Annotated in this window: 24 protein-coding genes and 5 pseudogenes; 11 read left to right on the forward strand and 18 right to left on the reverse strand. The window is 71.0% G+C overall.

Annotated elements, in window-relative coordinates; translation table 11 throughout:
- Positions 1–4 precede the first annotated feature (4 nt).
- Positions 5–961 carry a M56 family metallopeptidase gene (locus ACZ7IB_RS09965; protein WP_470910925.1) on the forward strand — a complete coding sequence of 319 codons (957 nt, stop codon included), beginning with the start codon at positions 5–7 and terminating at the stop codon, positions 959–961.
- Between the two features lie 147 nt (positions 962–1,108).
- On the forward strand, positions 1,109–1,663 hold the full coding sequence (locus tag ACZ7IB_RS09970; RefSeq protein WP_470910927.1) for a MarR family winged helix-turn-helix transcriptional regulator: 555 nt from the start codon (positions 1,109–1,111) through the stop codon (positions 1,661–1,663).
- Positions 1,664–1,713: 50 nt separating this feature from the next.
- Here ACZ7IB_RS09970 and ACZ7IB_RS09975 read toward each other — a convergent pair whose 3' ends face one another.
- Positions 1,714–2,961, reverse strand: a complete 1,248-nt coding sequence (locus tag ACZ7IB_RS09975; protein WP_470910928.1) for a cation:proton antiporter — start codon at positions 2,959–2,961, stop codon at positions 1,714–1,716.
- Positions 2,962–2,963: 2 nt separating this feature from the next.
- Positions 2,964–3,434 carry a cation:proton antiporter regulatory subunit gene (locus tag ACZ7IB_RS09980; RefSeq protein ID WP_114245401.1) on the reverse strand — a complete coding sequence of 157 codons (471 nt, stop codon included), beginning with the start codon at positions 3,432–3,434 and terminating at the stop codon, positions 2,964–2,966.
- Positions 3,435–3,628: 194 nt separating this feature from the next.
- Here ACZ7IB_RS09980 and ACZ7IB_RS09985 point away from each other — a divergent pair, with 194 nt between their 5' ends.
- Entirely contained in the window at positions 3,629–4,024 is a 396-nt protein-coding gene (locus ACZ7IB_RS09985) for a nitroreductase/quinone reductase family protein (protein ID WP_470910932.1), read from the forward strand.
- A gap of 78 nt (positions 4,025–4,102) precedes the next feature.
- On the opposite strand, the gene ACZ7IB_RS09990 is transcribed toward ACZ7IB_RS09985, so the two are convergent.
- The 3 genes from ACZ7IB_RS09990 to ACZ7IB_RS10000 all read right to left on the reverse strand — a co-directional run bounded on the left by ACZ7IB_RS09990 (position 4,103) and on the right by ACZ7IB_RS10000 (position 6,721).
- Entirely contained in the window at positions 4,103–5,548 is a 1,446-nt protein-coding gene (locus tag ACZ7IB_RS09990; RefSeq protein ID WP_470910935.1) for a flotillin family protein, read from the reverse strand.
- A 71-nt stretch (positions 5,549–5,619) separates the two neighbouring features.
- Complete coding sequence (locus tag ACZ7IB_RS09995; RefSeq protein WP_470910936.1) at positions 5,620–6,129, reverse strand: hypothetical protein; 510 nt, start codon at positions 6,127–6,129, stop codon at positions 5,620–5,622.
- Positions 6,130–6,235: 106 nt separating this feature from the next.
- Positions 6,236–6,721, reverse strand: coding sequence for a peroxiredoxin family protein (locus tag ACZ7IB_RS10000; protein ID WP_470910937.1), 486 nt, complete (start codon positions 6,719–6,721; stop codon positions 6,236–6,238).
- 97 nt (positions 6,722–6,818) lie between these two features.
- Here ACZ7IB_RS10000 and ACZ7IB_RS10005 point away from each other — a divergent pair, with 97 nt between their 5' ends.
- Positions 6,819–7,661: an alpha/beta hydrolase gene (locus tag ACZ7IB_RS10005; RefSeq protein WP_470910938.1), complete on the forward strand. Its 843-nt coding sequence runs from the start codon at positions 6,819–6,821 to the stop codon at positions 7,659–7,661.
- Here ACZ7IB_RS10005 and ACZ7IB_RS10010 read toward each other — a convergent pair.
- Positions 7,567–7,998: pseudogene (locus ACZ7IB_RS10010) on the reverse strand (GNAT family N-acetyltransferase); the annotation flags it as partial. The gene ACZ7IB_RS10005 and the pseudogene ACZ7IB_RS10010 sit on opposite strands and share 95 nt — an antisense overlap.
- 86 nt (positions 7,999–8,084) lie before the next feature.
- Here ACZ7IB_RS10010 and ACZ7IB_RS10015 point away from each other — a divergent pair.
- Entirely contained in the window at positions 8,085–8,357 is a 273-nt protein-coding gene (locus ACZ7IB_RS10015) for a DUF1876 domain-containing protein (RefSeq protein ID WP_470910940.1), read from the forward strand.
- 38 nt (positions 8,358–8,395) lie between these two features.
- On the opposite strand, the pseudogene ACZ7IB_RS10020 reads toward ACZ7IB_RS10015, so the two are convergent.
- Positions 8,396–8,596: pseudogene (locus ACZ7IB_RS10020) on the reverse strand (TetR/AcrR family transcriptional regulator C-terminal domain-containing protein); the annotation flags it as partial.
- Between the two features lie 475 nt (positions 8,597–9,071).
- Here ACZ7IB_RS10020 and ACZ7IB_RS10025 point away from each other — a divergent pair.
- On the forward strand, positions 9,072–10,778 hold the full coding sequence (locus ACZ7IB_RS10025; protein WP_470910942.1) for a SpoIIE family protein phosphatase: 1,707 nt from the start codon (positions 9,072–9,074) through the stop codon (positions 10,776–10,778).
- A gap of 29 nt (positions 10,779–10,807) precedes the next feature.
- Here ACZ7IB_RS10025 and ACZ7IB_RS10030 read toward each other — a convergent pair whose 3' ends face one another.
- The 5 genes and pseudogenes from ACZ7IB_RS10030 to ACZ7IB_RS10050 form a co-directional block, all read right to left on the reverse strand.
- On the reverse strand, positions 10,808–11,656 hold the full coding sequence (locus ACZ7IB_RS10030) for a GNAT family N-acetyltransferase (protein WP_470910945.1): 849 nt from the start codon (positions 11,654–11,656) through the stop codon (positions 10,808–10,810).
- Between the two features lie 115 nt (positions 11,657–11,771).
- Positions 11,772–12,377 (reverse strand): hypothetical protein, encoded by a 606-nt coding sequence (locus ACZ7IB_RS10035; protein WP_470910946.1) that lies wholly within the window; start codon positions 12,375–12,377, stop codon positions 11,772–11,774.
- Positions 12,374–12,883, reverse strand: a pseudogene (locus ACZ7IB_RS10040) (DUF6545 domain-containing protein); the annotation flags it as partial. The pseudogene ACZ7IB_RS10040 and the gene ACZ7IB_RS10035, both read right to left, overlap by 4 nt.
- A 29-nt stretch (positions 12,884–12,912) precedes the next feature.
- Positions 12,913–13,299: pseudogene (locus ACZ7IB_RS10045) on the reverse strand (toxin); the annotation flags it as partial.
- 6 nt (positions 13,300–13,305) lie between these two features.
- A complete protein-coding gene (locus ACZ7IB_RS10050; protein WP_470910948.1) occupies positions 13,306–13,764 on the reverse strand; it encodes a hypothetical protein in 459 nt (152 codons plus the stop codon).
- Between the two features lie 593 nt (positions 13,765–14,357).
- Between ACZ7IB_RS10050 and ACZ7IB_RS10055 the strand changes: the two genes are divergently transcribed.
- The 3 genes from ACZ7IB_RS10055 to ACZ7IB_RS10065 all read left to right on the forward strand — a co-directional run bounded on the left by ACZ7IB_RS10055 (position 14,358) and on the right by ACZ7IB_RS10065 (position 17,053).
- Entirely contained in the window at positions 14,358–14,705 is a 348-nt protein-coding gene (locus tag ACZ7IB_RS10055; protein WP_470910951.1) for a MerR family transcriptional regulator, read from the forward strand.
- A 361-nt stretch (positions 14,706–15,066) separates the two neighbouring features.
- Positions 15,067–15,270 (forward strand): cold-shock protein, encoded by a 204-nt coding sequence (locus ACZ7IB_RS10060; RefSeq protein WP_073727988.1) that lies wholly within the window; start codon positions 15,067–15,069, stop codon positions 15,268–15,270.
- A 220-nt stretch (positions 15,271–15,490) separates the two neighbouring features.
- Positions 15,491–17,053: a DEAD/DEAH box helicase gene (locus tag ACZ7IB_RS10065; protein WP_470910953.1), complete on the forward strand. Its 1,563-nt coding sequence runs from the start codon at positions 15,491–15,493 to the stop codon at positions 17,051–17,053.
- A 73-nt stretch (positions 17,054–17,126) separates the two neighbouring features.
- Here the strand turns inward: ACZ7IB_RS10065 and ACZ7IB_RS10070 are convergent, their stop codons facing one another.
- From ACZ7IB_RS10070 to crcB (ACZ7IB_RS10090), 5 genes are all read right to left on the reverse strand, one after another.
- Positions 17,127–19,025, reverse strand: coding sequence for a LamG-like jellyroll fold domain-containing protein (locus tag ACZ7IB_RS10070; protein WP_470910955.1), 1,899 nt, complete (start codon positions 19,023–19,025; stop codon positions 17,127–17,129).
- A gap of 190 nt (positions 19,026–19,215) precedes the next feature.
- Positions 19,216–19,980, reverse strand: coding sequence for an SDR family oxidoreductase (locus ACZ7IB_RS10075; RefSeq protein WP_470910957.1), 765 nt, complete (start codon positions 19,978–19,980; stop codon positions 19,216–19,218).
- Positions 19,981–20,365: 385 nt separating this feature from the next.
- Entirely contained in the window at positions 20,366–20,740 is a 375-nt protein-coding gene (crcB, locus tag ACZ7IB_RS10080) for a fluoride efflux transporter CrcB (protein ID WP_470910959.1), read from the reverse strand.
- Positions 20,737–21,093 carry a DUF190 domain-containing protein gene (locus ACZ7IB_RS10085; RefSeq protein ID WP_470910962.1) on the reverse strand — a complete coding sequence of 119 codons (357 nt, stop codon included), beginning with the start codon at positions 21,091–21,093 and terminating at the stop codon, positions 20,737–20,739. Before ACZ7IB_RS10085 ends, crcB (ACZ7IB_RS10080) begins: the two co-directional genes overlap by 4 nt.
- A complete protein-coding gene (gene crcB / locus ACZ7IB_RS10090; RefSeq protein ID WP_470910963.1) occupies positions 21,090–21,500 on the reverse strand; it encodes a fluoride efflux transporter CrcB in 411 nt (136 codons plus the stop codon). Before crcB (ACZ7IB_RS10090) ends, ACZ7IB_RS10085 begins: the two co-directional genes overlap by 4 nt.
- A 413-nt stretch (positions 21,501–21,913) precedes the next feature.
- Between crcB (ACZ7IB_RS10090) and ACZ7IB_RS10095 the strand changes: the two genes are divergently transcribed.
- Together ACZ7IB_RS10095 and ACZ7IB_RS10100 are read left to right on the forward strand one after the other, a co-directional pair.
- On the forward strand, positions 21,914–22,657 hold the full coding sequence (locus ACZ7IB_RS10095; protein ID WP_470910966.1) for a polyprenol monophosphomannose synthase: 744 nt from the start codon (positions 21,914–21,916) through the stop codon (positions 22,655–22,657).
- Between the two features lie 90 nt (positions 22,658–22,747).
- The gene (locus ACZ7IB_RS10100) at positions 22,748–24,271 is read left to right on the forward strand and encodes an alpha/beta hydrolase (RefSeq protein ID WP_470910969.1); all 1,524 of its coding nucleotides are present in this window, start codon (positions 22,748–22,750) and stop codon (positions 24,269–24,271) included.
- Positions 24,272–24,411: 140 nt separating this feature from the next.
- Here ACZ7IB_RS10100 and ACZ7IB_RS10105 read toward each other — a convergent pair.
- Positions 24,412–25,038: pseudogene (locus ACZ7IB_RS10105) on the reverse strand (phosphoribosyltransferase); the annotation flags it as partial.
- Positions 25,039–25,145 lie beyond the last annotated feature (107 nt).

The following is a 25,145-nucleotide window of genomic DNA, read 5'->3' on the forward strand; positions in this document are numbered from 1 at the left end:
TCCGATGGGTGTCTTCGTCTATCTGCCGCTCGTGCTGCCGCTGACCGCACTGCCGATCGCGCGCCTCGCCGAACAGCATCTGCACCCCCGCAGCGCGACCAGGCTGCTCGCCGTCGTCGGCACGCTGCTCGCTCTGTGCAGCACGCTGTGTCTGGGCCTGCTGGTGGTGGTCGGTACGGCCCAGCTCCCGGGCAATCCACTGCCGGACAGCTGGTCGGACCCCCAGGTGCGGGACGCGGTGCCGTACGAGGTGAACGCGGGCATCGTCGCGATCGGCGTGCTGGCGGCGCTGATCGGGGCGTGCGGGTGGACGGTGTACCGCCATGTGCGGCTGCGTATCCGTGCCGGCCGCGCCCTGTCCGCCGCGCCTTCCGTCACCTCGGACGATGTCGCCGTGCTCCCGGACCCGGAGCCGTACGCCTATGCGCTGCCCGGCAACCCGGGCCGGGTCGTCGTCTCGACCGCGATGACCCGGTGTCTGGACGCCCGTGAGCGCCGGGCCCTGATCGCCCATGAGCGGGCCCATCTGGCCGCCCGGCACCACCGCTATCTGCTGGCCGCCCAACTCGCGGCGCGCGCCAACCCGTTCCTGCTGCCGTTGCGCACGGCGGTGGCGTTCAGCACCGAACGATGGGCGGACGAGGAGGCCGCACGTGCGGTCGGCGACCGGCGTGTGGTGGCGGTCGCGGTCGGCAAGGCGGCGCTGTTCTCGCACCGGGCCCCGGACGCCTCGGTCGGCTTCGCCGCCTTCGCGAGCTCCGCTTCGGTGGCGGGCCCCATACCGCGCCGGGTGGCGGCGCTGCTCGCCCCGGTTCCGCAGGCCCGGCTGTGGCCCCCGTCGTCCGCCCATGCCGCCCTGGCGGCACTCGTCGCGACGGCGGGCACGGTGGTCTCGGCGCTTTCGTCGCTCAACGCGGCGGTGACGCTGGTGCGGATCCTGCACGCGGCGACCCCGCTATGAGCCGTACGAAGGGGACCGGCTCGCCGGCGCGCCGGCAGCCGTCCACGCCCCTATGCAAACGTTGCACAGTCCAAACGTTTCTGGGCGCCCGGCGCGCGAAGGCGCGTACCGATTCGAGTACCACCGGCCGGCGCGGTACAAAGAGGCGTGGCCGCGCACGAACAGACACGTGAGGACCGACCCCCGGACCGGGGCGGGGACGATGACGTCGACGAGGTGACGCGCGCCGTACTGACGGCTTCCAGGCTTCTCGTCGCCGTCTCCGCGCGTTCGCTTGCGGCGGTGGAGGACAGGGTGACGCTGCCCCAGTTCCGGCTCCTTGTCGTGCTGTCCACGAACAGGAACGCCAAGCTGGTGACGCTCGCCGAACGGCTCGGGGTGAACCCGTCGACCGCGATGCGCATGCTGGACCGGTTGATCGCCGCCGGTCTCGCGGAGCGGGAGGTGAACCCCGCCAACCGCCGCGAGACGGTGCTGCGGGTGACCTCCGAGGGCCGCCGGCTGGTCGAGGAGGTCACGGCGGGCCGCCGCCGGGAGATCGTCGCGATCGTCGAACGCCTCGCCCCGGAGCAGCGCAGCGCCCTGATCGACGCGCTGACCGCGTTCGCCGTGGCCGGCGGCGAACCGCCCGTGCCGGGGGACGGCCCGGACGGGTACCCGCTGGGCTGGACGTCCGACCTCCCCGCCCACCACGACGTCTGACCTCAGAGCCCGTCGGGTGGCCGCCCGATCAGAGGTCACCCGACAGGCTCTCAGTCGGCGGAGGAGACGAACTCCTCCTGCGCGGCGGGCGCCGGACGGGCCGCGGGAACTTCACCGGCCCGTGTCCCGTCCTTGCCGTCCCGGTTCCGCCACGCCTGGATCCGGGCCACAGCCGGCTGGGTCCAGCGGGCGGTGAGCGGTCCGACGATGACGAGGATGAGGACGTACGCGGTGGCGATGGGCCCGATACGGGGCTCGGTCGCCACGGCCAGGCCTGCGATGACGATGGAGAACTCGCCGCGTGCGACGAGCGTTCCGCCGGCCCGCCACCGCCCGCGCGAACCGATCCCGGCCCGCCGGGCCGCGTACCACCCGGTGCCGATCTTGGTGAGGACGGTGACGACGGCCAGCAGCGCCGCCGGAAGCAGTACCGGCGGAATCTCGGCCGGATCGGTGGAGAGTCCGAAGAACACGAAGAAGACGGCGGCGAACAGATCCCGCAGCGGCGTCAGCAGCTTGCGCGCTCCCTCGGCGACCTCGCCCGAGAGCGCGATACCGACCAGGAACGCCCCGACGGCCGCGGAGACCTGCAATTCCTGTGCCACGCCGGCCACCAGGACGGTCAGTCCGAGCACGACCAGGAGCAGCATCTCCGGATTGTCGGAGGACACGGCCCGGCTGATCAGCCGCCCGTGCCGCAGCGCCAGATAGAGCACGAACCCGACGGTGCCGAGCGCGATGAGCAGCGCGATGCTGCCCCCGGCGAAGCCCACGCCCGCGAGCATCGCGGTGAGCAGCGGCAGATAGACGGCCATCGACAGGTCCTCGATGACCAGAACACCGAGGATGACGGGCGTCTCCCGGTTCCCCAGCCGCCCCAGATCGGTGAGCACCTTCGCGATGACCCCGGACGACGAGATCCAGGTGACACCGGCCAGTGCGACGGCTCCCACGGGCCCCCATCCGAGCAGCAGCGCCGCCACCGCCCCCGGGGTCGCGTTGAGCACGAAGTCCACGGCGCCGGAGGGATATTGCGTCTTGAGACTCGTCACCAGCTCCGAGGCGCTGTACTCGAGACCGAGCAGGAGCAGCAGCAGAATGACGCCGATCTCGGCGCCGACGGCGGTGAATTCCTCACTGGCTCCGAGCGGCAGCAGCCCGCCCTCCCCGAAGGCGAGCCCCGCCAGCAGATAGAGCGGGATCGGCGAGAGCCCTATTCGCCCGGCGAACCGCCCGATGATTCCGAGTCCCAGGATGACGGAGCCGAGCTCCACCAGCAGCGCGGTCGTGTCGTGCACGGTCAGCCCTCCGCGATGATCTCGGAGAGCGCGTCGACACCCTCACGCGTACCCACGACAACGAGCGTGTCCCCGATGGCCAGCCGGAAGTCCGGCCCGGGCGACGGATGCGCGCTGTGCGTCCGCAGCACGGCCACGATCGAGGCCCCCGTCCGCGTCCGCGCCCGGGTGTCCCCGAGCAGCCGCCCGCCGTACGGAGAGCGCGTCCCGAGCGGTATGTGCTCGGTGACGAGATCGATGCCCTCGGTCCGTACCGCGTCGATCGGCGCGGAGTCGATGAGGTGCGCGAGGCCGGTGGCCTCCTGCGGTGTCAGGGGTACCGAGAGCCGGCACGAATCAGGATCGTCCTGGTCGTAGAAGCCGATGAACCGCCGCCCGTCGTGGTGGACGACGACGGAAATGTGCTGTCCCGACTCGGTCGTGTAGTCGTACTGCACACCGACTCCGGGCAGCGTGGTGCGGTGGGTTCCCATGGCTTCCTCCCGAAAGGTACGGCGGTTCATTGACGTACTTGGTGATCTCTTTAGCTGCGCATTACCTTAACCGGAGGCTCCCGCCGCCTCCGGCGAACGGGCGCGGGACGGGGCCCATGACTAAACTCACCCGGACCGGTGTGTGGCCGAGGCCACCTTCCGGGCGACCGCAGCAACCGGCGGAAGGGCCGAGAATGTCGCGCAGCCGAGAGCTCAAGTTCCGGGCGGTCACGTCGTTCCAGCGGCATGTCGTCAACCCGCTCGCCAGGCAGTCGCGGTCGCAGACCCTCCTGGAGACGAGGGGCCGCACCTCCGGCCTACCGCGCCGCACCCCGGTCGGCGGCAGCCGCGTCGGCCAGGAGTTCTGGCTGGTCTCGGAGTACGGCGAGAAGTCGCAGTACGTACGCAACATCCAGGCCGACCCCCGGGTCCGGGTCCGCATCAAGGGCCAGTGGCACACCGGCACCGCCCACCCCCTTCCCGAGGACGACGCCCGCGCCCGGCTCAAGAGGCTGCCGCGCTACAACAGCGCCGTGGTGCGGGCCCTGGGCACGAACCTGCTGACGGTGCGGGTGGATCTGGCGGACTGACGCCGGGCTCCACCGGTCCGGACGTGCGCGTGCCCGGCCGGTGCGGTGCCGGCCGGGCACGGGCGGGGTGCGGCCGGGTCAGTCGGTGATCTCGATCTTCCCGTTGGCGGATGCGGCGGGGGCGGCGTCGGGCAGATCGGCCGAAGGCGCGGCAGCCGCACCGCCCTTGAGGTTCTTCAGCAGGGACGCCAGGTCGACTCCCGTGGTGGAGCTGAGGAGTTCCATGCCCTGGGCGACGTTGTCCGCGACCGTACGCGACAGTTGGCTCGCGCCGTCCGTCGAGATCACGGTCATCTTGTCGATGGCGCTCAGCGGCTCCGACGCCTTGGCTACGACGTGCGGCAGCACCTCGACCAGCATCTGGAGCACGGCCGCGTCGCCGTACCGGGCGAAGGCGTCCGCCTTCTTCTGCATGGCCTCGGCCTCGGCCGCGCCCTTCGCCGCGATGGCCGCGGCTTCCGCCTCGCCCTCGATGCGTACGGCGTCGGCGAGGGCCGAGCGGTGCAGCTTCTCGCCCTGACCGGTCAGCCGGGAGCGCTCGGCGTCCGCCTCGGCCTCCTTGACCTGGGCGATCCGGCGGGCCTCGGCCTCCTGCTCTGCCTGGTAGCGGGCGGCGTCGGCGGGCTTGCGGACCTTGGTGTCGAGTTCGCGGTCGGTCAGTGCGGCCTGGCGCTGGGCGACCTTCTCCTGCTCCGCGAGGACTTCCTGCTGGCGGGCCGCCTCGGCGAGCGGGCCCGCCGCATTGGCCTTGGCCGCGGCGGCTTCCGTCTCGGCCTTGATCTCGGCCTGCTTGAGGTAGAAGGTCCGCTCGGCGATCGCGATCTCCTCGGCGGCCTTGAGCCGGGCCTGCTCGGAGGCGCGCTTGGCGATCGCCTCGGCGATGTCCGCCTCCTGCTTGGCACGGGCGGCCTCGGGGCGGCCGAGGTCTTCGAGGTAGGAGCCCTCGGTGGTGATGTCCTGGATCTGGAAGGCGTCCAGGATCAGGCCCTGCCCGGAGAGGCTGGCCTCGGCCTCCTCCGCGACCTGGCCGGCGAACGCGGCACGGTCGCGGATGATGTCCTCGACCGACATCCGGCCCACGATGGCGCGCAGTGCGCCGGAGAGCACCTCCTGGGTGAAGCCGACGATGCCGTCCTGCTGCTGCAGGAATCGCTGTGCCGCGGCCCGGATCGCTTCCTCGCTGCCACCGACCTTGACGATCGCGACGCCTTCGAGGTGGGACTTCACACCGCGCAGGGTGACGGCTCCGCGCACGGCCACCGGGATGTGCCGGCTGGACAGGTCCAGGGTGAACTTCTGCTGGACGAACGGGACGACGAAGACTCCGCCGCCGACGACGACCTTCTGGCCGCTGTTGTCGATGCTGGTGCGGCCGGTCACCGGGTCGGTCGACTTCTTGCCGCGGCGTCCCGTGATGATGAACGCCTCGCTGGGCCCGGCGACCTTGTAGCGGGTGATGACGACGAGGGCGAGCAGTACCAGGAGTACGACGACTCCTATGACTGCGGTCACGACTGGGCTCATAAGAGTGTCCCCCCTGCCTCCCTGCGGGGACGGCAGCTTGATTTCGGGCGGTGTATCGGCTCGGGCGGTGGTCAGCGCTCGACGGGGCGGACCGCGACCGAGGTGGTCGACAGCGCGGCCTCCACCCAGATCTCGGTGCCGCGTTCGACCGGCACCGGGCTCTTCGCCGCCAACTTCACGGTCTGCCCCGCGAGTCGCAGCAGGACCTCGCCGTAACCGTCGGCCGGGATGGCCGTGACGACCGACCCGGACGTACCGACGAGATCGTCGCCGCGCGGTGTGACGCTGCTCTGGTCCCGCATCAGGGACCGGCTGAACTTCCAGGTCAGCCAGGCCGCGACGATCCCGGCCAGCGCTCCGGCGGCGGTTGCGACGACCGTGCCGGCGCCGGTGGTGCCGAGCACGATCGCGCCGCCGAAGCCGAGCATCGAGAGGAATCCGGCGATGACGGGGAGGGACAGTAGGCCGTCGAAGAGGCCGTCCAGTACTCCTCCGAAGAGACCTTCGAGGATGCCGTCGAAGATCAGGGACAGGGCGAGCAGAACGATTCCCGCAATGCCGAGACCGAGAAACACGGTCATGTGATCACCCTCCCCGGTCTGCGAAATCCCCCGAACATTTCTGTCGAACTGGGTGGATGATCCCATACACACCCGGCAACGGATACTGCCGGGTTCCGGCAATCTTTTACGCAGTTTTGATGCCGGACAGGTGTTTGGTCAGCGTGTCCAGTGACTGGAACGTGGCTCCGAGCAGGGCGACATGCTTCCAGCGCAGTACGCCGTCCGGCCCGACGAGGAAGACCGCACGACGCACCCCGATCCCGGGCGCCGCGACGCCGTACGCCCGGGCGATCTCCCGTCCGGCGTCCGCGAGCAGCGGCATCCGCAGCCCGTGGGCGCGGGCGAACGACTCATGGCTGTCCACACCCTGTGGACTGATTCCCCAGACCTCCGCGTCGAGCTCGCCGAAGGTCTCCACGCCCGAGGAGTACGAGCAGAGCTGCTTGGTGCACACGGTCGTGTTGTCGCCCGGGTAGAACGCGAGGACCACGGCACGGCCGCGTGCGGCGGAGAGGGTGTAGTCGCGGCGCTGATACGTCTCGCCGGTCAGCGCACCGCCCGGCAGTGTGAAGTCCTGGACGGTACGGCCGAGTTGTGGTGACGATCCCATGTCGTTTCCTCCGTGCTCCGGTACTGCGGAAGTCTTCCGGTTCGTGTTCCGTACAGCATGCTCGTTACGGGTCCGGCTCCCGCATCAGGAGGCACATATGACAGAACCGTCGTCCGCCGTCCGCCCGTCCGCGGCCGTGTTCCTGCTGCACGGCGGCGCGGAGACGGGCCTGGGCCCGCCCCCGCCCGGCCCGCTGAACCTGCCCGCCGTGCGGATGCGCCCGTTCGCGCGGGCCATCGCCGCGGCGACGGGCGACGGTGCAACGGACGTTCTCGTACGCACCGCCCGCTACACCCACCGCGGCTGGAACGGCCCCCGCGAGGACCCCTTCCACGACGTCATAGCCGCCCTCGACGCCCTGCGCCGCGAGGCCGGCGAGATCCCGGTGGTCCTGGTCGGCCACTCGATGGGCGCCCGCGCCGCCCTGCGCGCCGCCGGTCATCCGCTGGTACGCGGGGTGGTCGGTCTCGCCCCGTGGTGTCTGGCCGACGATCCGGTCACCCAACTCGGCGGCCGCGATGTCGTCCTGCTGCACAGCACCCGCGACCGCATCACGAGCCCCCGGGCATCCCAGTCCTTCACCGGCCGCGCCCGCCGCGCCGGTGCCCGCACCTGTCTGGTCGCGATCCGGCGCAGCGACCACGCGATGCTCCGGCGGGCCCGGACCTGGCACGCGCTGACGACACGGATCGCCACCGGCCTGCTGGGCCTGGCCCCGCTCCCCGAGGCGGTCGCGACCGCACTCCGGCTCCCGCCGGACGCTGCGGCGACGCGTGGAACCCTCGACCTCGACCGCTGGACCTCGACCGGCCGGACTACGCCCGGACCGGGCGCAGCTCCGGGCCGTCCATCGGGAATCGGTAGACCGTCGACTCCCTCGCCCGGAAGCCCAGACGCTCGTACAGCCGGTTCGCGGCGGCGCGGTCCGGCCGGGAGGTGAGGTCGACGGTCCGCGCGCCCGCCTCCCGGGCCGGCGTCAGCGCCTCCTGTGTCAGCAGGGCCACGATCCCCTGCCCGCGCGCTTCGGTGTCGACCACGACGTCCTCGATACGGGCCCGCAGCCCGGTCGGCACGGGAAGCAGAAGCAGCGTCAGTGTTCCGACGACGCTGCCCGCGGCACGAGCGACGAGCACCGTGTTCGTCTCGCACCGCACCAGCCGGTCGACCGCCTCGTGATCCAGCGGCCGTGCGGTCGAGGACAGTTGGGGCAACAGCCGGGCGAAGGCGGCCACGATCTCCCCAGTCGCTTCACGGACGATCTCTACGTCGACGCTCACGACGCGGAGCCTATAGCGGGCGGTGGGGGAGGTGTCGTGGTGCAGGGGCGGGGGAACGGGCGCACCCTGGTAGGGAGGTGATCGTCATGGTGCACACAACTGTCGGGTGGCATGTGGACCTGGAATTCGAGGAGGACACCCACCGCACCCGTGCGGCCGCCCTGGTGCGGCTTCCGGACGGGAACGAGGTGCGGGCTCATGGATATGCGAGCCGTCACCCCTCCGACAAGGATCAGCCGAGGGTCGGCGAGGAGATCGCGGGAGCCAGAGCACTCAATGAGCTGGCGATGAAGATGCTGACGAAGGCGCACGACGAGATCGACGAGGCGTCCGGCCGGACATCGCACCCGCTCGCCTGAGGCCCCCGCCTGCGAGCCGCCGCCCCCGGGGCGTAGTGGCCCAGGAACATGTCGACGCCGCTCGTGATCAGACGGTCCGTGGTGGCGTCGTCGAGGGCTGTTCCGTACGAGCTGAAGACCATGTGAGGGAAGACCAGTAGCGCGTACAGCTGAATGATCGCCGTTTCGAGGTCGGGGATGTTCCGCCGGCCCCGTTCCGCGAGGCTGCGCAGGGCGTCGGCCACGGCCGGGTGGTGACCCGCGGCGCCGTGGTGCTGTCATGCCCCGGCGAGTTCCGGGAAGCGGTGGAGTTCGGCGGCTACGAGGTTGCGCAGGGCGATGACGTCGGCGTTGCCGCGTACGGCGGACACCCGGGCGCGGCCGTGTCGGCGGGCTGCTGCCCGGTCTCGCGGTGGCCGCGTGCGGGCTCGGAGCGGTCTTCGTCACGGCCACGGCCACCGCGCTGGGGATGGTCGCGCGCGGGGAGTGAGCGGGTTCGCGGACGCTTCACGGTGTGCGCGGCGGCGGCAGCGGCGTGCGCGGTCGTCCGGGCTGCTGGTGCCCCGCGGGAAGCCGGAGGGGGCCGGAGGGCCGCACGTGCACCGAGGGGGAAGCCCGGGCCCGTCCGGCGAATGAGGACGTGACGGGGCCCGGCTGCGGATGCGCGGCGGGGGCGGGCGGTCGACGATTGAATGCCGGGCAGCGGGACGTCCGTGTCCGTCCCAGGAGGTTGACGTGCAGGCCGATGCGTACGCCGACAGCGCGGTGCCGTTCGACCCCACGACCCTGGCGGCTCTGGTCGACGGCACCATGGCAGGGGTGGGCGTGCTCGACACGGGGCTGCGGTATCTGTACGTCAACCCGGCCCTCGAACGGCTCAACGGCATTCCGGCCGCCGAACACCTCGGACGCACCGTCTCCGAGGTCCTCCCGGGAGTCGACGTGGGCGAGGACATGATGCGAGCCGTGCTCGCCGACGGGAAGCCCCGCGAGATCACGTCCAGCGGAGTCACCGCCGCCGCGGCGGGCTCGGTCCGGCGGTACTGGCACGGGGCGTACCACCGGCTGGAGGTCGGCGGGCGGATCGTGGGCGTGGCCGGGATCGTGCTGGAGGTCATGGCCTCGGACAATGGACGGCGCGAGCTGCAACAGGCCCGGAGGCATCTGACCATGATCGACACCGCGGCCGCCCGGATCGGCACCACGCTCGACATGGACACGACCTGCGCGGAACTCGTCGACCTCGTCGTGCCGGGGCTGGCGGACCTCGCCACGGTCGAGGTGTTCCCGCCCGACGTCGCCGCCCCGGTGCGCCCCGCGCCCGCCGGTGTGCTGCGGCTGCGCAGAGCGGCGCTGACGGCGGTGGCCGGGCTGCGCGCCGAGTTGCCGGGGTTCGGACTGACCGGTGAGTACGTCGACTACCAGGAGGGCGCGGCCGTCCAGCGTTGTCTGGCGGCCAACCAGCCGGTCGTGGAGAACCACACGACCGACGAAGAGCTCGCCCGCTCCGCCCCCGCCCCCGAACGGGTCGCGGCCTACCGTGCCCTGGGGATGCATTCGGCGGTCATCGTGCCCCTCGCCGTACGCGGCCGTCCGCTCGGCGTCCTCGGCCTGATCCGGGCGGGGGACTCACCGGTCTTCACGGACGAGGACGTGGTGGTCGCCCGGGAACTCGCCGGCCGGGCCGCCGTCGATCTCGACCACGCCCGCCGGTATGCCCACGAGCACACCATCGCCCTGGAGCTGCAGCGCTCCCTGCTGTCCGAGCCGCGCCCGCCGCACCCGCACATCGAGATCGCCACCCGCTATCTGCCGGCCGACCGGAGCGTGATGGTCGGCGGCGACTGGTTCGACGTCATCCCGCTGCGGGACGGGCGGCATCTGAAGGCGATGGGCGATGTGATGGGCCACGGGGTGGAGGCGGCGGTCGCCATGAGCCACTACCGCTCGCTGCTGCGGATGCTCGCCGACGACGATCTGCCGCCGCACCGCATCCTGGAACAGCTGGACCGGATGGTCGAACGGTCCGGGCTGGACCGGGCGGCGACCTGTCTGCTGGCCGTCGTCGACCGGCTCGGCGGGGCGTGCGACGTGGCGAGCGCCGGGCATCTGCCGCCGGTGCTCATCGACCCGGGGAAGGCGGGAACCAGGGTGTGCGACGAGGTACCGGTGGGCCCGCCGCTGGGCACCGGCTTCGGCGGGTACCGGACGACGCCGGTGGAGTTCGGGCCGGGCACGGTGCTGTTCATGTACACCGACGGTCTGGTGGAGCGGCGCGGCGAGGACATAGACATCTCAGTCGGCCGCCTCAGGGAACTGACCCTGCCCGCGGGCGGGAGCCTGGAGGACCTGCTGGACGACGTCCTCGAACGGTTCGGACCGGGTGCGGAGGACGACATAGCGGTACTGGCCTCGCGCACCCGCCCCCGCGCCACCTCCTGATCCCGGCAGCCGCCGGAAGGGACGACAGGTCAGCCCAGCTCCAGGCTGGTGATGCCGAACAGTCCGGCGTGGTCGACGTCCGGTGTCGGGCCCGTGTACATCCGGGCGGTCTCGAACGACGGGGTGAGGCCCAGCTGTTCCGCGAGGTGCACGGCGGCCGGGTTGATGTCGGGTACGTCGATCGCCACCGGGGTGCCGGGGTCGGTGGCGACGAGCGCGCCGACCAGGGCGCCCGCCACCTCGGCCGACTCCGCGTACACGGGGCCGATGCGGGACGACGTGCGGCAGGGGCGCATCACGGCGAGGCCCCGCAGCTCCCCGTCGCGGACGGCGGCGAGCGAGGTGCGTGCGGGCCCGGCGATCCACGCTGCGAGGAAGCTGTCGCGGTCGGCGGGGAAGAAGCGGCGGTCGTAGGAGGCCAGTTGGCCGAAGGGGAGGGTGCGGGCGTCGACGAGAGCGGTGCCGGGCGGGGCGGTCGGGGCAGCGGGGGGCAGGCCCTCGTAACGCATGTTCGTCCATACGGAACGGAAGCCGGATTTACGGTAGTTGGGCTGCTGTTCCACCACGCCGTCCAGCCCGACGTTGCGCCCGTCCAGCCGTGCCATGCCGGCCCGCCACAGCTGGATGCCGTAGCCCCGGCCGCGCAGCTCGGGACGGGTGAGGTAGAAGCCGAGGAACCCGAAGCCGGAGCCGTAGCGGACCACGGAGACGCAGGAGACCGGTTCGCCGTCGAGCCGGCCGATCAGGAAGCCGCGCGGGTCGGCGGCGAAGAAGGCGTGGCGGTCGGTCAGGCCGGGATTCCAGCCCTCCGCGTGGGCCCATTCGGTCAGCATCGTGAGGTCGTCGGCGCTTGCGGTGGTGATCTCGAAGTTCGGCACGGGGCACCTGTACCCCGCGGGCGATCGGTTCAACTGTGGTTCTTCCGTCACCACCGGGGGTGAGGGTTCCGTTCTCAGGCGCCGGACGGGGCCCTGCCCGGCGGACCGGCGCGGGTCAGACGAACAGGAACGCGCCCGCCGTCGTGGCCCCCAGCGACGCCCCGGCGACGGTCTGCGCCACCGAGTGGTACCCGAGCGCGACACGTGACCAGCACACGGCGGCCGTCATCGCGTACGCGAGCAGCCACCACGGCGAGTGGACCGGGGCGAGCAGTGCGACGACGGCCGAGGCGACCGCGGCGTCCACCGAGATCTTCCAGACCGTGTTGACGGCCAGGAGGATCACGGTCATCGCCCAGAGGGCGAGCATCGCCACGAGGATGCCGGTGGGGGCGTGGCCGAGGACCATCACCACCGAACCGGCGCCTACGGAACCGAGGATGACGAAGAAGATCGGGGCCCGCTTGGTGCGGTCGACGACATGACGGTCGCCCCAGGTGCCGCGCCCGCGCTCCCATTCGATGTACCCGGCAGGAACGATCCCGGCACACAGGGCACCGAGGAACCCCCAGAGCAGACCGGTCCAGTGACCGGCGGCGGCCAGGCCGATGCCGAGCATGCCGACCAGCAGGACGTTGCGTGGCTGGAAGACATCGGTGACGCTCCGCGCGACGCCGGTGCTCGGCGATGCGGGGGCGTCGGTGGTGTCGGTGGGGGTCATGCTGTCTCCTTCAGGGAGGGTGTGCGGGCCGGCTCGGTGGCGTCGCCGGATGCTGTGGACGTGGCGTGGTCCAGTACCCGTTCCGCCCGGTCCTCCGTGACCGTCCGGTACGCGGAGGCCACCCGGACCAGCCATGTCACCTCGCCGTCCTGGTCGGTGGCGTGCTGGGACTCGACCGTCGCGGCGGTCGAGGCGGGCACTCCGGTGCTCCTGGCCCGCAGTGCCGCCTTGATCCAGTACGCGTCGGCGAGTGGTCCGGCCTTCTCCCGGTCCGGGGTGCCGTCCGCGGCGGCGGCCCTGGCGGCCTGCAGCAGGGTGTCGGGGACGTAGTGGCGCAGCTTCTCGACGGCGTCCGCGATATCGGCGGCCCAGCGGTCGACGCGCAGGTCCGCGGGGGTGTCGAAGCGGGTCAGCCCGCGGGCCGGCGAGGCCGGGGGGTCGAAGGGCTGGTCGGGGAAGGCCGTCATCAACTCGTACCAGAGGCCACCGAGCGGAGCGCGTCGGCGATCGTGGCGGCCACCGGTGGGGGAACGGCGGCGGGCGGTTGCGGCGGGGGTTCGGCTCCGAGGACCCGGGTGATCAGCGAGGTGTCGAAGACCGGCAGCAGCCGCCTGAGCTGCTCCGGGTCGAGGGAGGTGCCGTGGTCGAACCACTCGTGCCACAGTTCGTGCAGGATGACGTGCTGGGTCTGGTATGCGGTCGGGCGGCGCCGGTAGAGCACAAAGCTGGTCCCGCCGGTCTTCAGCCGTAGACCGCAGGCGGCGTTGACGCGGGCCAGCCGGTCGGGCATCTCGTGCAGCAGGATGGTGCGGCCACGGGCCGCCTCCATGTTCGCCACCAGTGCGTCGATGGAGAAAGGGGCGGGAATGGGCAGGTCGGCCAGCCCGGCCTCGCACTCCTTCCGTAGTTCGCGCAGGGACATGGAGACCTACTTCTCCGGCTCGCCGTGGGCGCCGTCGCCGCCGGCGCTCCGCCGGTCCCTGGCGTCCTCCAGCAGGGAGAGCGCGAACTGCAGCAGTTCCGGCGGGAGACCGTCCTCGTCGAGGCCGCGCCCGGCCAGTCCGCTTATCTCCCCTGTACGCCGCTTCGCGAGAAACTGCAGACCGGCGACGACATCATCGACGACCTCGGACTCCTCCTTGAAGAACCGCCAGTCCACGCCGAAGCCCAGACCGAGCGCCTTGAGGATGTCCTCGGACGGCTGGGTGACCTTTCCGGCAAGGATGTTGGAGAAGTAGCTGTGCGAGAGGGACCCGCCGCGCTCCTTGACCAGGTCGGCGAAGACCCGCCCCGAGATCTTCCGGCCGGGGAACGTCTTCTCGACCATGTACTCGACCTTCTGCTGCAACGTCCGCAGCTCCGGCGTGCGTTCCTCGCCGCTGTCCATCGGGCCCCCACGTATCCGCCCCGTCCGACCGGTGCCGCACGGTCTTCGATTTCGGTCAACGGGCTCGTACTGTAACGACCCCTGACATGGCGTCCTCGGTGTGGGAGGCGGTTCGGGACGCTGCACGGGAGCGGGCTTGCGCAAACACTCTGCGTCACTGTTAACTCGAAAAAACACGGGTAGGGGACCACGAGGGGAGTCCCCTGCCCGTGAAGTCGTTCGCGGACAAAAGGGGCATGGTCCGCATATGGGTGTAGCCCTTCACGACGGGGGATGCGCGAAGGGCTACACCTGCATTATGACTGCTGGTCAGGTCGTCATCAACTGACCGGCCGGTCAGTGGGTGTTGGGGGTGCGGGGCCTGCGGCGCCGCACCTGCGTCGTGCCGGACCTGCGTCGTACCGGATCAACCGGACGATGCGGGGCGCGCCGGCGGGGTGCGTCTGCGGGGAGTCGACCGGTTGCACGGTTCGGGGCAGCTAATTTCCCCGCCCGGACCAGGGAAATCTGTCGCGGCTATGATAGAAGCGATGGCTCGCACAATGAGATTTTCTCTTTCGGTCAACGAAGTCAGCGATACGCGGCAGGTGCAAATGCCCACAGGAACCCCTCCGCACGCCACCGACCGGCTCGATGACGACGACTACCCCGCCTACACCATGGGCCGCGCCGCGGAGATGATCGGCGCAACGCCCGCTTTTCTCCGGGCGATCGGTGAGGCCCGTCTGATCACCCCTCTGCGGTCCGGGGGCGGCCACCGTCGCTACTCCCGCTACCAGCTGCGAATCGCGGCCAGGGCCCGTGAACTCGTCGACGGCGGCACGCCGATCGAGGCGGCCTGCCGCATCGTGATCCTGGAGGACCAGCTCGAAGAGGCCCTGCGGCTCAACGCTGAACTGCGCCGGCCCGCGACCGAATCCGGCGGGGCGGCGGGCGCCTGAGGAGGCGGATCCGGGCGTGCGCCCCGGCTTCCGTGGTGCCGGGGACAGGTGGATGTGGCGCCGGGGACGGGTGAATATCTATTGCCGTCGGCACAGAATTCTATGCAATGCGCGACAAGGGTTTATGGCGTATCCGCTGGAGTGTAATTACTCGCCGCGCCCGGACGCTTCCGTCGTGCTACTGTGGAAGCAGTTGCAGTTGTGGTTCCCAAAGACTCCAAGTGCTCTCTTCGACTTAATGTGTCGATGAGCGTGCTTTTGTATTTTCCGGCGCTTTGTTCCGGATGGGGTAATCATCGCGGCGACGCGGGATCCGCACAGTGCGAATCCCCGGGCACTGCCCCCAGAAGGAGATAAAAACATGGCTACTGGCACCGTCAAGTGGTTCAACGCGGAAAAGGGCTTTGGCTTCATCGAGCAGGACGGCGGCGGCGCTGACGTCTTCGCCCACTACTCGAACATCGCCTCCAGCGGTTTCCGTGAGCTGCAGGAAGGCCAGAAGGTGAACTTCGACGTCACGCAGGGCCAGAAGGGCCCGCAGGCGGAGAACATCACCCCCGCCTGATCCCGCTGCTCCGGCGCTGACGCGCTGTGACGCATTTGCGCAGCTGGGGCCCGCACCTTCGGGTGCGGGCCCCAGCTCGTTGTTTTTCCCGCGTCCGGTACGGCTCATTCTTCGCAGCCGGGCTCGGTACACGTATGTCAACGGCCCGTTCTTGCGATTCCTGCGCCGCTCGTCGCCCAGTGAATTCCTCGATACGCGCCATATCGAGGAAGGGTTCTGTATGAACCGCGATCGCACAGCTCGCTCGAACGACCGATACTCCCGCACCCGCTCCGGTGGCTCCACCGCTTCCGGCGGCGGGTTCCGTTCGCAGTCCCCGGGCCGCCAGGGCGGACAGGGCGGCGGCCGTTACGGCGCGCCCGACCGGCGCTCCGGCGGCTTTGGCCGCAGGCCCGCGGCGAAGCAGGGCGAGTTCGCGCTGCCGAAGACCATTACCCCGGCGCTGCCCGCCGCGGAGGCCTTCGCGGACCTGGACATGCCCGCGCCCCTGCTGGCGGCGCTCGCCGCCGAGGGCGTCACCACGCCGTTCCCGATCCAGGGGGCCACCCTGCCGAACTCCCTCGCGGGGCGCGATGTGCTGGGCCGCGGCCGGACGGGTTCCGGCAAGACGCTCGCCTTCGGCCTGGCCCTGCTGGCCCGTACCGCGGGTAACCGGGCCGACGCCCGACGCCCGCTGGCCCTCGTTCTCGTCCCCACCCGGGAGCTGGCCCAGCAGGTCACCGACGCGCTCACCCCGTACGCCCGCTCGCTCAAGCTGCGCATGGCCACCGTCGTCGGCGGCATGTCGATCGGCCGGCAGGCCAGTGCACTGCGCGGCGGGGCCGAGGTCGTCGTCGCCACGCCCGGCCGGCTCAAGGACCTCATCGAGCGTGGCGACTGCCGGCTGGACCGGGTCGCCATCACCGTCCTCGACGAGGCCGACCAGATGGCCGACATGGGCTTCATGCCGCAGGTCACCGAACTGCTCGACCAGGTGCTGCCGGAGGGCCAGCGGATGCTGTTCTCGGCGACCCTGGACCGCAATGTCGACCTGCTGGTCCGCCGCTATCTGCACGACCCGGTGGTCCACTCGGTCGACCCGGCGGCCGGCGCCGTGACGACGATGGAGCACCATGTGCTCTACGTGCAGGGTGCCGACAAGTACGCCACCACGACCGAGATCGCGGCCCGCGACGGCCGGGTGATCATGTTCCTGGACACCAAGCACGCCGTGGACAAGCTCACCGACCATCTGCTCAACAGCGGGGTGCGGGCCGCCGCGCTGCACGGCGGCAAGTCCCAGCCGCAGCGCACCCGCACCCTGGCCCGGTTCAAGACCGGGCACGTCACGGTGCTGGTCGCCACGAACGTCGCGGCGCGCGGCATCCACATCGACAACCTCGACCTGGTCGTCAACGTCGACCCGCCGAGCGACCACAAGGACTACCTGCACCGCGGCGGACGCACCGCCCGCGCCGGTGAGTCCGGCAGCGTCGTCACGCTGGTGCTGCCGGGCCAGCGCCGTGAGATGACCCGTCTGATGGCCGACGCCGGGATCATCCCGAAGATCGCCCAGGTCCGCTCCGGCGAGGCCGAGCTGAGCCGGATCACCGGCGCGCAGACGCCCTCGGGGGTGCCCGTCACCATCACCGCACCGCTGACCGAGCAGCCCAGGAGCGGTGGCGCGTCGTCCCGGGGCCGGCGCAGCCGTCCCGTCCGGTCCGGGCAGTCGCGCCGCTCGGACCTGCCCACGCCTCAGGCGCGCGCCGCCGCCAAGCAGCGCCGTACCAACCGGGCGGCGTGACCCCGGGGGCTGCGGCCCTCAGAGCCTGTCGGGTGACCTCTGACCGGGCGGACGAAGGTCACCCGACAGGCTCTCAGGCGATCATGAAGTCCCGCACGGGCAGGGCGCGTTCGACGATCCTGATGTCGCCGAGCCAGCCGTGCATCAACTGGTCGAGCCTGCCTCCGTACTCGTAGGCGCCCAGCAGCCAGGGCAGGCCCAGGGTGGCGAGACCGGTGGTGCGGGTGGCGGGGTTGCGGGCGACTATGCAGCCGTCGACGTACATCGTCGTGTGCTTCCCGTCGTTGACGACCGCGACATGCCACCACCGCTCGCGCAGCAGCTCATGGCTCCAGTTGGTGACGGCCCCCGGCTGGTCCAGCGGCGCCGCCGCCCACTGGAGCCCGGGGCCGTCCGACACGGAGAGGGTGGCGACGGGCTCCTCCGGGTCGCCGGAGGTCTTGCCGGCCGCCCCGAGCGTGCCGCGGCGGCTGAGCACGGCGCCCCAGGCGTTGCGTCCGGCGTCCCAGTCGGCGGGGAGGCGGAGGAAGGCCTCGATGGTGTAACCGGACCTGAACGTCTTGGTGTTGAGCGGTGCGTTGTTCTCCGTACGCAGATACGCGCCCCGCAGCGGCGGCTTCGAGCCGTCGAAGTAGAGGCTGCCGTGACCGGGCTGGTCGGGGTGGTGGGCGGTGGACCAGCGCAGCGCGTCGGGCGCACTGCCGGGGACGGCTTCGCGCACCAGGTCGTTGCGGTGCCCGGACAGGTCGGGGACGCGCAGGCCGGCGTCGGCGGCAGAACCGTCCTGGTGCGAAGGGGAGTCGAAGCGCCAGTAGGCGACGGTGCCCGGTATCAGCAGCTGCTTCGCCGGGCGGGGGCCGCGCACGGGCACGGGCGCGAAGCCCGAGAAGCGCTTCTCGAAGTCGATGGGGACGGCGAAGCAGTCCTGCGGACCGGTCAGTTCGATCTCGCCGCGTTCCAGGTCGTTGAGCCTCTCGCCCGCGCGGCCGAGGATCCACGGGGAGATCGTCTCCACGTCGATGGTGTTCCTGGCCAGGTCGAAGCGGTAGAGGCGGATCATGGCGCTGCCGCCGTAGTAGCGGTTCTGGTAGTTGGTGATGTGCAGATGGACATCGTTGCCCGCGGTGTTCTTACGGGTGGTGCGCCCGGCGGGCCAGTAGTGGCCGTTGAGGGTGAGGAAGATCTGGTCGTGCCCGGCTATCAGCTCGTCCCACAGATGCTTTCCGTGGTCGGAGAGTTCGGCCTCGTCGCCGTCCGCGTCCGCGTACACCAGCTCGTGGGTGGTGAGGATGACCGGCGTGTCCGGGTGCTGGGCGATGACGTCCTTCGCCCAGGCGAGCCCCGCCGCCGACGGCCGCCAGTCGAGCGCCAGCACCAGCCATTCGCGGCCGGCGGCGCGGAACAGGTGGTACGTGTTGTAGCCGTCCGGGGTCGCTCCGCCGAACGTCGGCAGGCGCCGCATCCGCTGCGGGCCGAAGGTGTCCAGGTACGGCGTGCGGCCGCGCTGGTCGTCGGTGGACGACTTGATGTCGTGGTTGCCCGCGACGACGCTGTAGCCGACCCGCCGCCGGTCGAGCAGCCCGAACGCCTCTCCGATCGCCGCGAATTCGCCTGCCTGGCCGTTCTCGGTGAGGTCGCCCAGATGGGACAGGAAGACGATGTTCTCGTCGCGCCCGTGATCGAGTACGTAACGCAACGACGCCTCGATGGGCGCCTTGTCGATGCTCGCCCCGTCGAAGAGGTACTGGGTGTCCGGCATGACGACGAGCGTGAACCTCGGGTTCTCGGGGTCGGGCCGCCAACCGGCCGTGACGGCACCGGTGTTCTGCTGGGGAAGAGCCGCGGCGGGCGTGGCGGACGCGAGCCCCGTGGCTGCGGTGGCGGCACCGGTGAGCGCGGTTGCCCACAGGAACGTACGACGGCTCGCGCCGGGCAGAAGCGGTCCGTCGGGCTGGTGGAGGGGGCTGCACATGGATGTCTCCGCGGGGACGAACGTCGGGGTGATCGTCTGCAAGCTAGCCGCGGGGTGGGGGAGGAACCGGTCCGTAAGGGCGACAGCCGGGCGAAGACTCCATGAATTGCACAGCGCCGGGCGCGCGGGACGGTGGGGGCGGCCGATGGCCGGCCCCCCGGTCCACGGCCCCGACCCGTCGCGCCCCGGCCTATCGTCCGCCCGCGACCCGTAGCACCGCCCCGGTCACATACGACGCCTCGCCCGACAGCAGCCACGCGATGGCGGACGCGATCTCCGGGGCGGCTCCCGGGCGGCCGAGCGGGATGCCGGCCGCGGCCGCGGCCGCGCGGTCGGGGTCGCCCGCGGTGGCGTGCATCTCGGTGTCGATCATGCCCGGGGCGACGGCGTTGACCCGGATTCCGTCGGGCCCCAGTTCCTTGGACAGCCCGGTCGTCAGGGCGTCCGTCGCCGCCTTCGTGGCGGCGTAGTGGACGAAGTCCCCGGGGCTGCCGAGGGTGGCAGCGGCCGAGGAGACATTGACGATCGCGCCGGACCCACTGGCCGTCATGTCCTTCGCGGCCCGGCGGCAGCACAGCAGACAGCCGAGGAGATTCACGTCCAGGACCCGGCGCAGCGTCTCGGTGGAGGTGTCCACGAGACGGCCGAGAGGGCCTGTCACTCCCGCGTTGTTGACCAGTCCGGTGACGGGACCGAGCTGCGCGGCAGCCGTGTCGAAGAGCCGTTCCACATCGGCCTCCACGGCGGTGTCCACCCGTACCGTGACACAGCGCGCCCCTGCGGCCCGCACAGCCGCCGCGGTCCGCTCGGCGGCCTCGGCGTTGCTCACGAAGCCCAGGGCGAGGTCATGCCCGTCGGATGCCAGACGGACACAGGTTGCTGCACCGATCCCGCGACTGCCGCCGGTGACGACGGTGACGGGGCGCGACGACGGAGTGGTGCTGCTGACTGCCACTGGAGAAACCTCGCGCTCTCTGGTCGTGCCGGTCACGTCGTTCTCGGATTGTACGGAGAACACCTCCCAGACTTCGCCGCCGTCCTTTGGATCAAGGCCCCCGGTCGGGTGACGCCCGGGCCCCCTCGAGCATCCCGGGCGCCTGCTGTTGGAGTGGCGCCGGGCTGGCCGTTGGCGTGGTGTGCGGTCCGGGACGGGCCGGGTGCCTAGGGTCGGCGGCTGACGGACCGCTGTCGGCGTGGAACGGGTTGAATCGCCCGGCGTCGGTGACGGCTCCTCCTCAACGGCGTTCCCCTGCCGTCGCCTCGCATTGCGGTGGCAGGGGACGCCGACCGTCTCTACGACGATCTGCGCCGGAACGGCTGCCTCGCGACCTCGGCCGTACCTACGACCACAGCGCCTCGGCGGCCGAGACACCGGCGAACACCGCGCCCAGCCCCGCCACCACGCTCGCCACCACATTGGCCGCCGCGTAGAACTTCGCCCCGTCCTCGGCCAGCCGCAGCGTCTCGTAACTGAAGGTCGAGTACGTGGTGAGCGCCCCGCACAGCCCCGTACCGAGCAGCAGTTGCAGGTGGGAGGAGGCGGCGCCTGCCGCGACCGCGCCGGTCAGCAGGCCCAGGATCAGCGATCCGGCCACGTTCACCGCGAAGGTGCCCCACGGGAAGACGGTGTCGTGCCGGGACTGCACCGCCCGGTCGGTCAGATACCGCAGGGGTGCCCCGACCGCCGCACCGGCGATCACCAGCAGCCAGTTCACCGGTTCCGTTCCCGGCCGTCGCCGTAGTGGACGACCTCGCAGCTGTCCAGGACGACCGGACCGCCGTCCGCGACCAGCTCTTCGATGAGCGGCAGGAACGCACGGATCCGCTCCTCCGCGTCCACGATCACGACCGCCACCGGCAGGTCCTCGCTCAGTGAGAGCAGCCGCTGGGTGTGGATCATCGACGAGGCGCCGAACCCCTCGATCCCGCGGAACACACTCGCGCCCGACAGCCCCGCCTTGTGCGCCCGGTGCACGATCTCCGTGTACACCGGCCTGTGGTGCCACCCGTCGGACTCGCCGACGAAGACCGTCAGGCGCAGTGCCCGTTCCGTGTTCGGCGTCGTCATGACTGCCTCCACGCCAGCACGCGGCGGGTTGCCCACACCGCACTCCACACCGCCGCGAGGGCCGCGCACAGTGTCAGTCCCAGATACGCCAGGCCGGTACGGGCCCGGCCGCCGTCGACGAGGCGCTCGATGTCCACCGCGTATGTGGAGAACGTGGTGAACCCGCCCAGCACCCCCGTACCGAAGAACGGCCGCACGAGCCGGTGCGCCGCCCACACCTCGCTGATCACCACCATGAACACGCCGATCACCGCGCAGCCGACGACATTCACGATCAGCGTCGTCCAGGGGAAGCCGCCGGGGGCGGTGGGCCAGATCAGCGTGGCCCCGTAGCGGGCGGACGCTCCGAGTGCACCGCCGAGCGCGACCACCGCGACGACGGAACCTTGGGGATTCCGGGCTCCCATGCGCACGTGTCTCCTGCCTGCTACACGCACCAGGCTATCGCCGCTGCCCCGAAGGAGCGTGTCGGGCCCGCCACCCGCCACTCAGATCTGGTAGGCCCGCGTCCGGGCCCTCGGGTCCCGGACCATGCGTCGCGGACGCGTTCCCGCCGCGCCGTCACTGCACTGACGGATGCCGGAGAGAAAGTGTGACGAGCGGCGCCAGAATCCGGCGCCACCTTCAGTTCTCGTGGTGAATTCGAGGTGCTTTGTTCGGCGGGCGCAGAGCAGAATGAAGCATTCCGCCTTCCGTCGGGTCAGGACGCCCGGATGCTAGGCTCGCGCGATCCTGCGCGGGGAACGAACCGGGGAACGAACCGGAGAACATCCGGGGATGACGCAGGGGGATGAAAGAACACCTCAAGGGGGCACGAGGAATGTCCGTGGAGAAGACCTCGCCGAAGATTGTGGTGGTCGTGCCGACCTACAACGAGCGGACGAACCTGCCTGTCCTCGTGAATCTCCTGATGGATCTGGGCCTGCCCGACCTGCATATTCTCGTGGTGGACGACAATTCGCCGGACGGTACGGGCGAGGTCGCGGACAAACTCTCGGCCGACACCGCCAAAACGGTCGGCGTGCTGCACCGCAAGGAGAAGGACGGGCTGGGACGCGCCTACGTGGCGGGTATGACCCGCGCACTCGCCGAGGGCGCGGACGTGGTGGTCCAGATGGACGCCGACCTCTCCCACCCGGCGTCGAGACTCCCGGTCATGATCGAGACACTGCTCGCCGGGGACGCCGCCGTGGTGATCGGCTCCCGTTATGTGGCGGGCGGCTCGCTCGCCACGGAGTGGCCCTGGCACCGCAAGGCACTCTCCGCATGGGCGAATTTCTATGTGAACGCGATCCTGCGGTTGCGGGTGAAGGACGCCACCGCCGGCTTCAAGGCCTGGCGGGCATCGACGCTGAAGGCGATCGATGTTTCCTCGGTCCGCAGCAACGGCTATTCGTTCCAGGTGGAGATGAACTACCGCACGGTCAAACGCCATTTGAGGATCGTCGAGGTGCCGATCCGGTTCGAGGAGCGGGTCGAGGGCGAATCGAAGCTCGGCCTGAGCGTGCAGATCGAGTCCGCCCTCGCACCCTGGAAGCTGCTGTTCGGCAGGGACACCCACTGATTTCGGGCGGGGAGTTGGGGGGCTAACCCCACCCTGTGCCGTCATGCCTCCCGGATGGGCCGGGAGCCTCGGCTCAACAAGGCTTGCAGCATGACGACTTACCGCAGATCCGCCGCGTTCATCGCCCTGTCCGTCACCGCTGCCGCCACCGCTCTGACCGGGGTCGTGACCCCGCCGGCCCACGCCGACGGGACCGCCGCTCCCGCCACCGCCTCCGTCCCCGCGCTCGACTGGCAGCCGTGTGCCGAGGACGACGGCCCCGCCGCACAGGAGTGCGCCGAGCTGGTCGTACCGCTCGACTACCGGAGACCGGACGGCCCGCAGCTCGGCCTCGCGGTGACCCGGGTGCGCAGCGACCGCCCCTCGGCCCGTCGCGGGACGCTGCTGGTGATCCCCGGTGGCCCCGGCTCGTCAGGGGTGCAGCGGGTGACACAGAAGGGGGAGCAGCTGCAGCGGGAGACGGCGGGGCAGTACGACATCGTCAGCCTCGACCCGCGCGGCACCGGCGGAAGCACGAAGGCGAGCTGCGGGCTCGACCCGGAGGACCGGGAGCTGGTGAATCTGCGGTCCTGGCCTGCCGCCGACGGTTCGATCACCGAGAACGTGGAGCGGTCGCGGCGGATCGCAGAAGCGTGTGCCCGCAACGGGGGAGCGCTGCTGCGGAGCTTGACCACGGCCAACGAGGTACGGGACATCGACCGCTTCCGGCAGGCGCTGGGCGAGAAGAAACTGTCGGCCTGGGGGTCCTCGTACGGCACCTATGTGGGCGCCGTGTACGCCCAGAAGTACCCGCAGCACACGGACCGCCTGGTGCTGGACAGCAGCGGCGACCCCGACCCGTCCCGCGTCGAGCAGGGCTGGCTGGCGAACATGGCGGTGGGAGCGGACGACCGCTTCCCCGATTTCGCACGATGGGCCGCGGATCCGGCCCGGGAGGCGGAGGGGCTACGGCTGGCCGAACGCGCCGAGGACGTACGGCCGTTGGTCCTGGAGCTGGCGGCGCGACTGGACCGTGAGCCGAAGGAGTCCACCACGGCGGGCGTCCCGCTGACCGGCAACCGGCTGCGGCAGGCGATCCAGCTCGCCCTGTACAGGGACAGTGCCTTCGCCCGGTTGGCCGGGCTCGTTCAGGAGGCCCGGGACGCGTCGGTGAAGCCCGTCCTGCCCGCCGAACTGGCCGGGCCGATGCCGGACCAGGACGCGGCGGTCACGATCGGCGTGATCTGCAACGACGTGCGCTGGCCGGGCAGCATCCCGTCGTACCGGCGCGCCGTCGCCGCCGACCGCGTGAAGCACCCGCTCACCGCCGGAATGCCGGTGAACATCACACCGTGCGCCTTCTGGAAGAACGCCCCCGTGGAGCGGCCGACCAGGATCACGGACGAGGGGCCGTCCAACATCCTGATGATCCAGAGCCTCCGCGACCCGGCGACCCCGTACTCCGGCGCCCTGAAGATGCGCGAGGCCCTCGGCGACCGGGCCCGCCTGGTCGCGGTCGACCACGGTGGGCATGGCCTCTACCTGGGCAACGGCAATGCCTGCGGCGACCGCGCGGTCACCACGTTCCTGACGACGGGGACGCGGCCGGAGCAGGACACGTACTGCGCGGACTGAATGGACTGCGCGGGGCGGCGCCCGGTGCGGGGCGGCTCCGCGCAGTCGCGGACGTCCTTCGCTCCGCCTGCTTCACAGACGGGGGCGGCCCGGCCGGCGGCCGCTCAGTCGCTGCCGGGCGGCACCTGTCCGGTGTACCGGGCCTGTGCCAGCAGGGAGACGACCTCTTCGTCGGAGGTCTGCGAAAAGTCCCGGTACCACTCGCCGACGGCGAAGAACAGGCGCGGCGTGGACAGACACACCACCTCGTCCGCACACCGTCGCAGCCGGGCGACCGCGTCCGGTGGCGCCACAGGCACCGCCGCCAGCAGACGTGCCGGGTTCTGCGCCCGTACCACCCGGCAGGCGGCCTCGGCCGTGGCGCCGGTCGCGACGCCGTCGTCCACGACGATGACGGTCCGGCCTTCGAGCGGCGTCCGCGGCCTGCCCGCGCGGTAGGTCTGCCCCCGGCGTACGAGCTCCGCCGCCTCGACCCGCTCGACCGCCGCGAGATCCTGCTTCCCGGCCCAGAGGTGGCTGACGACGTCCTCGTTGATGACCCGCACCCCGCCCTCGCCGATGGCGCCGAACGCCACTTCCTCGTGGTGCGGCACGCCGAGTTTGCGGACCACGATCACATCGAGCTGGGCACCGAGCATCTGCGCCACCTGGAAGGCCACCGGAACTCCGCCGCGGGGCAGGCCCAGCACGACGGGGTTCTCCCGCTCCAGGTGCCGGAGCGCCTCGGCCAGCTGCTGTCCCGCATCCTCGCGATCGGCGAACAGCACGGTTGTCCACCCCCAACCAGGGGAGAGCGAGGGACCACGCGGGTACGCACCCCACCTGGTTCCCTACTTAGAAACAACTCCATGTGCGGCGGCCGCGCAACTCGGGC

The organism is Streptomyces sp. NPDC037301, assembly GCF_055602785.1.

Bases quoted from the DNA above. Each gene is read 5' to 3' on its own strand.
- ACZ7IB_RS10000 (WP_470910937.1), bottom strand. From the start codon at position 6,721: ATGGGATCGTCACCACAACTCGGCCGTACCGTCCAGGACTTCACACTG.
- ACZ7IB_RS09965 (WP_470910925.1), top strand. From the start codon at position 5: ATGGGTGTCTTCGTCTATCTGCCGCTCGTGCTGCCGCTGACCGCACTG.
- ACZ7IB_RS10085 (WP_470910962.1), bottom strand. From the start codon at position 21,093: ATGACGACGCCGAACACGGAACGGGCACTGCGCCTGACGGTCTTCGTC.
- ACZ7IB_RS10070 (WP_470910955.1), bottom strand. From the start codon at position 19,025: ATGTGCAGCCCCCTCCACCAGCCCGACGGACCGCTTCTGCCCGGCGCG.
- ACZ7IB_RS10060 (WP_073727988.1), top strand. From the start codon at position 15,067: ATGGCTACTGGCACCGTCAAGTGGTTCAACGCGGAAAAGGGCTTTGGC.
- ACZ7IB_RS10095 (WP_470910966.1), top strand. From the start codon at position 21,914: ATGTCCGTGGAGAAGACCTCGCCGAAGATTGTGGTGGTCGTGCCGACC.
- ACZ7IB_RS09985 (WP_470910932.1), top strand. From the start codon at position 3,629: ATGTCGCGCAGCCGAGAGCTCAAGTTCCGGGCGGTCACGTCGTTCCAG.
- ACZ7IB_RS10100 (WP_470910969.1), top strand. From the start codon at position 22,748: ATGACGACTTACCGCAGATCCGCCGCGTTCATCGCCCTGTCCGTCACC.
- ACZ7IB_RS10005 (WP_470910938.1), top strand. From the start codon at position 6,819: ATGACAGAACCGTCGTCCGCCGTCCGCCCGTCCGCGGCCGTGTTCCTG.
- ACZ7IB_RS09990 (WP_470910935.1), bottom strand. From the start codon at position 5,548: ATGAGCCCAGTCGTGACCGCAGTCATAGGAGTCGTCGTACTCCTGGTA.
- ACZ7IB_RS10055 (WP_470910951.1), top strand. From the start codon at position 14,358: ATGCCCACAGGAACCCCTCCGCACGCCACCGACCGGCTCGATGACGAC.
- ACZ7IB_RS09980 (WP_114245401.1), bottom strand. From the start codon at position 3,434: ATGGGAACCCACCGCACCACGCTGCCCGGAGTCGGTGTGCAGTACGAC.
- ACZ7IB_RS10035 (WP_470910946.1), bottom strand. From the start codon at position 12,377: ATGACCCCCACCGACACCACCGACGCCCCCGCATCGCCGAGCACCGGC.
- ACZ7IB_RS10050 (WP_470910948.1), bottom strand. From the start codon at position 13,764: ATGGACAGCGGCGAGGAACGCACGCCGGAGCTGCGGACGTTGCAGCAG.
- ACZ7IB_RS10065 (WP_470910953.1), top strand. From the start codon at position 15,491: ATGAACCGCGATCGCACAGCTCGCTCGAACGACCGATACTCCCGCACC.
- ACZ7IB_RS10015 (WP_470910940.1), top strand. From the start codon at position 8,085: ATGGTGCACACAACTGTCGGGTGGCATGTGGACCTGGAATTCGAGGAG.
- crcB (WP_470910963.1), bottom strand. From the start codon at position 21,500: ATGGGAGCCCGGAATCCCCAAGGTTCCGTCGTCGCGGTGGTCGCGCTC.
- ACZ7IB_RS09995 (WP_470910936.1), bottom strand. From the start codon at position 6,129: ATGACCGTGTTTCTCGGTCTCGGCATTGCGGGAATCGTTCTGCTCGCC.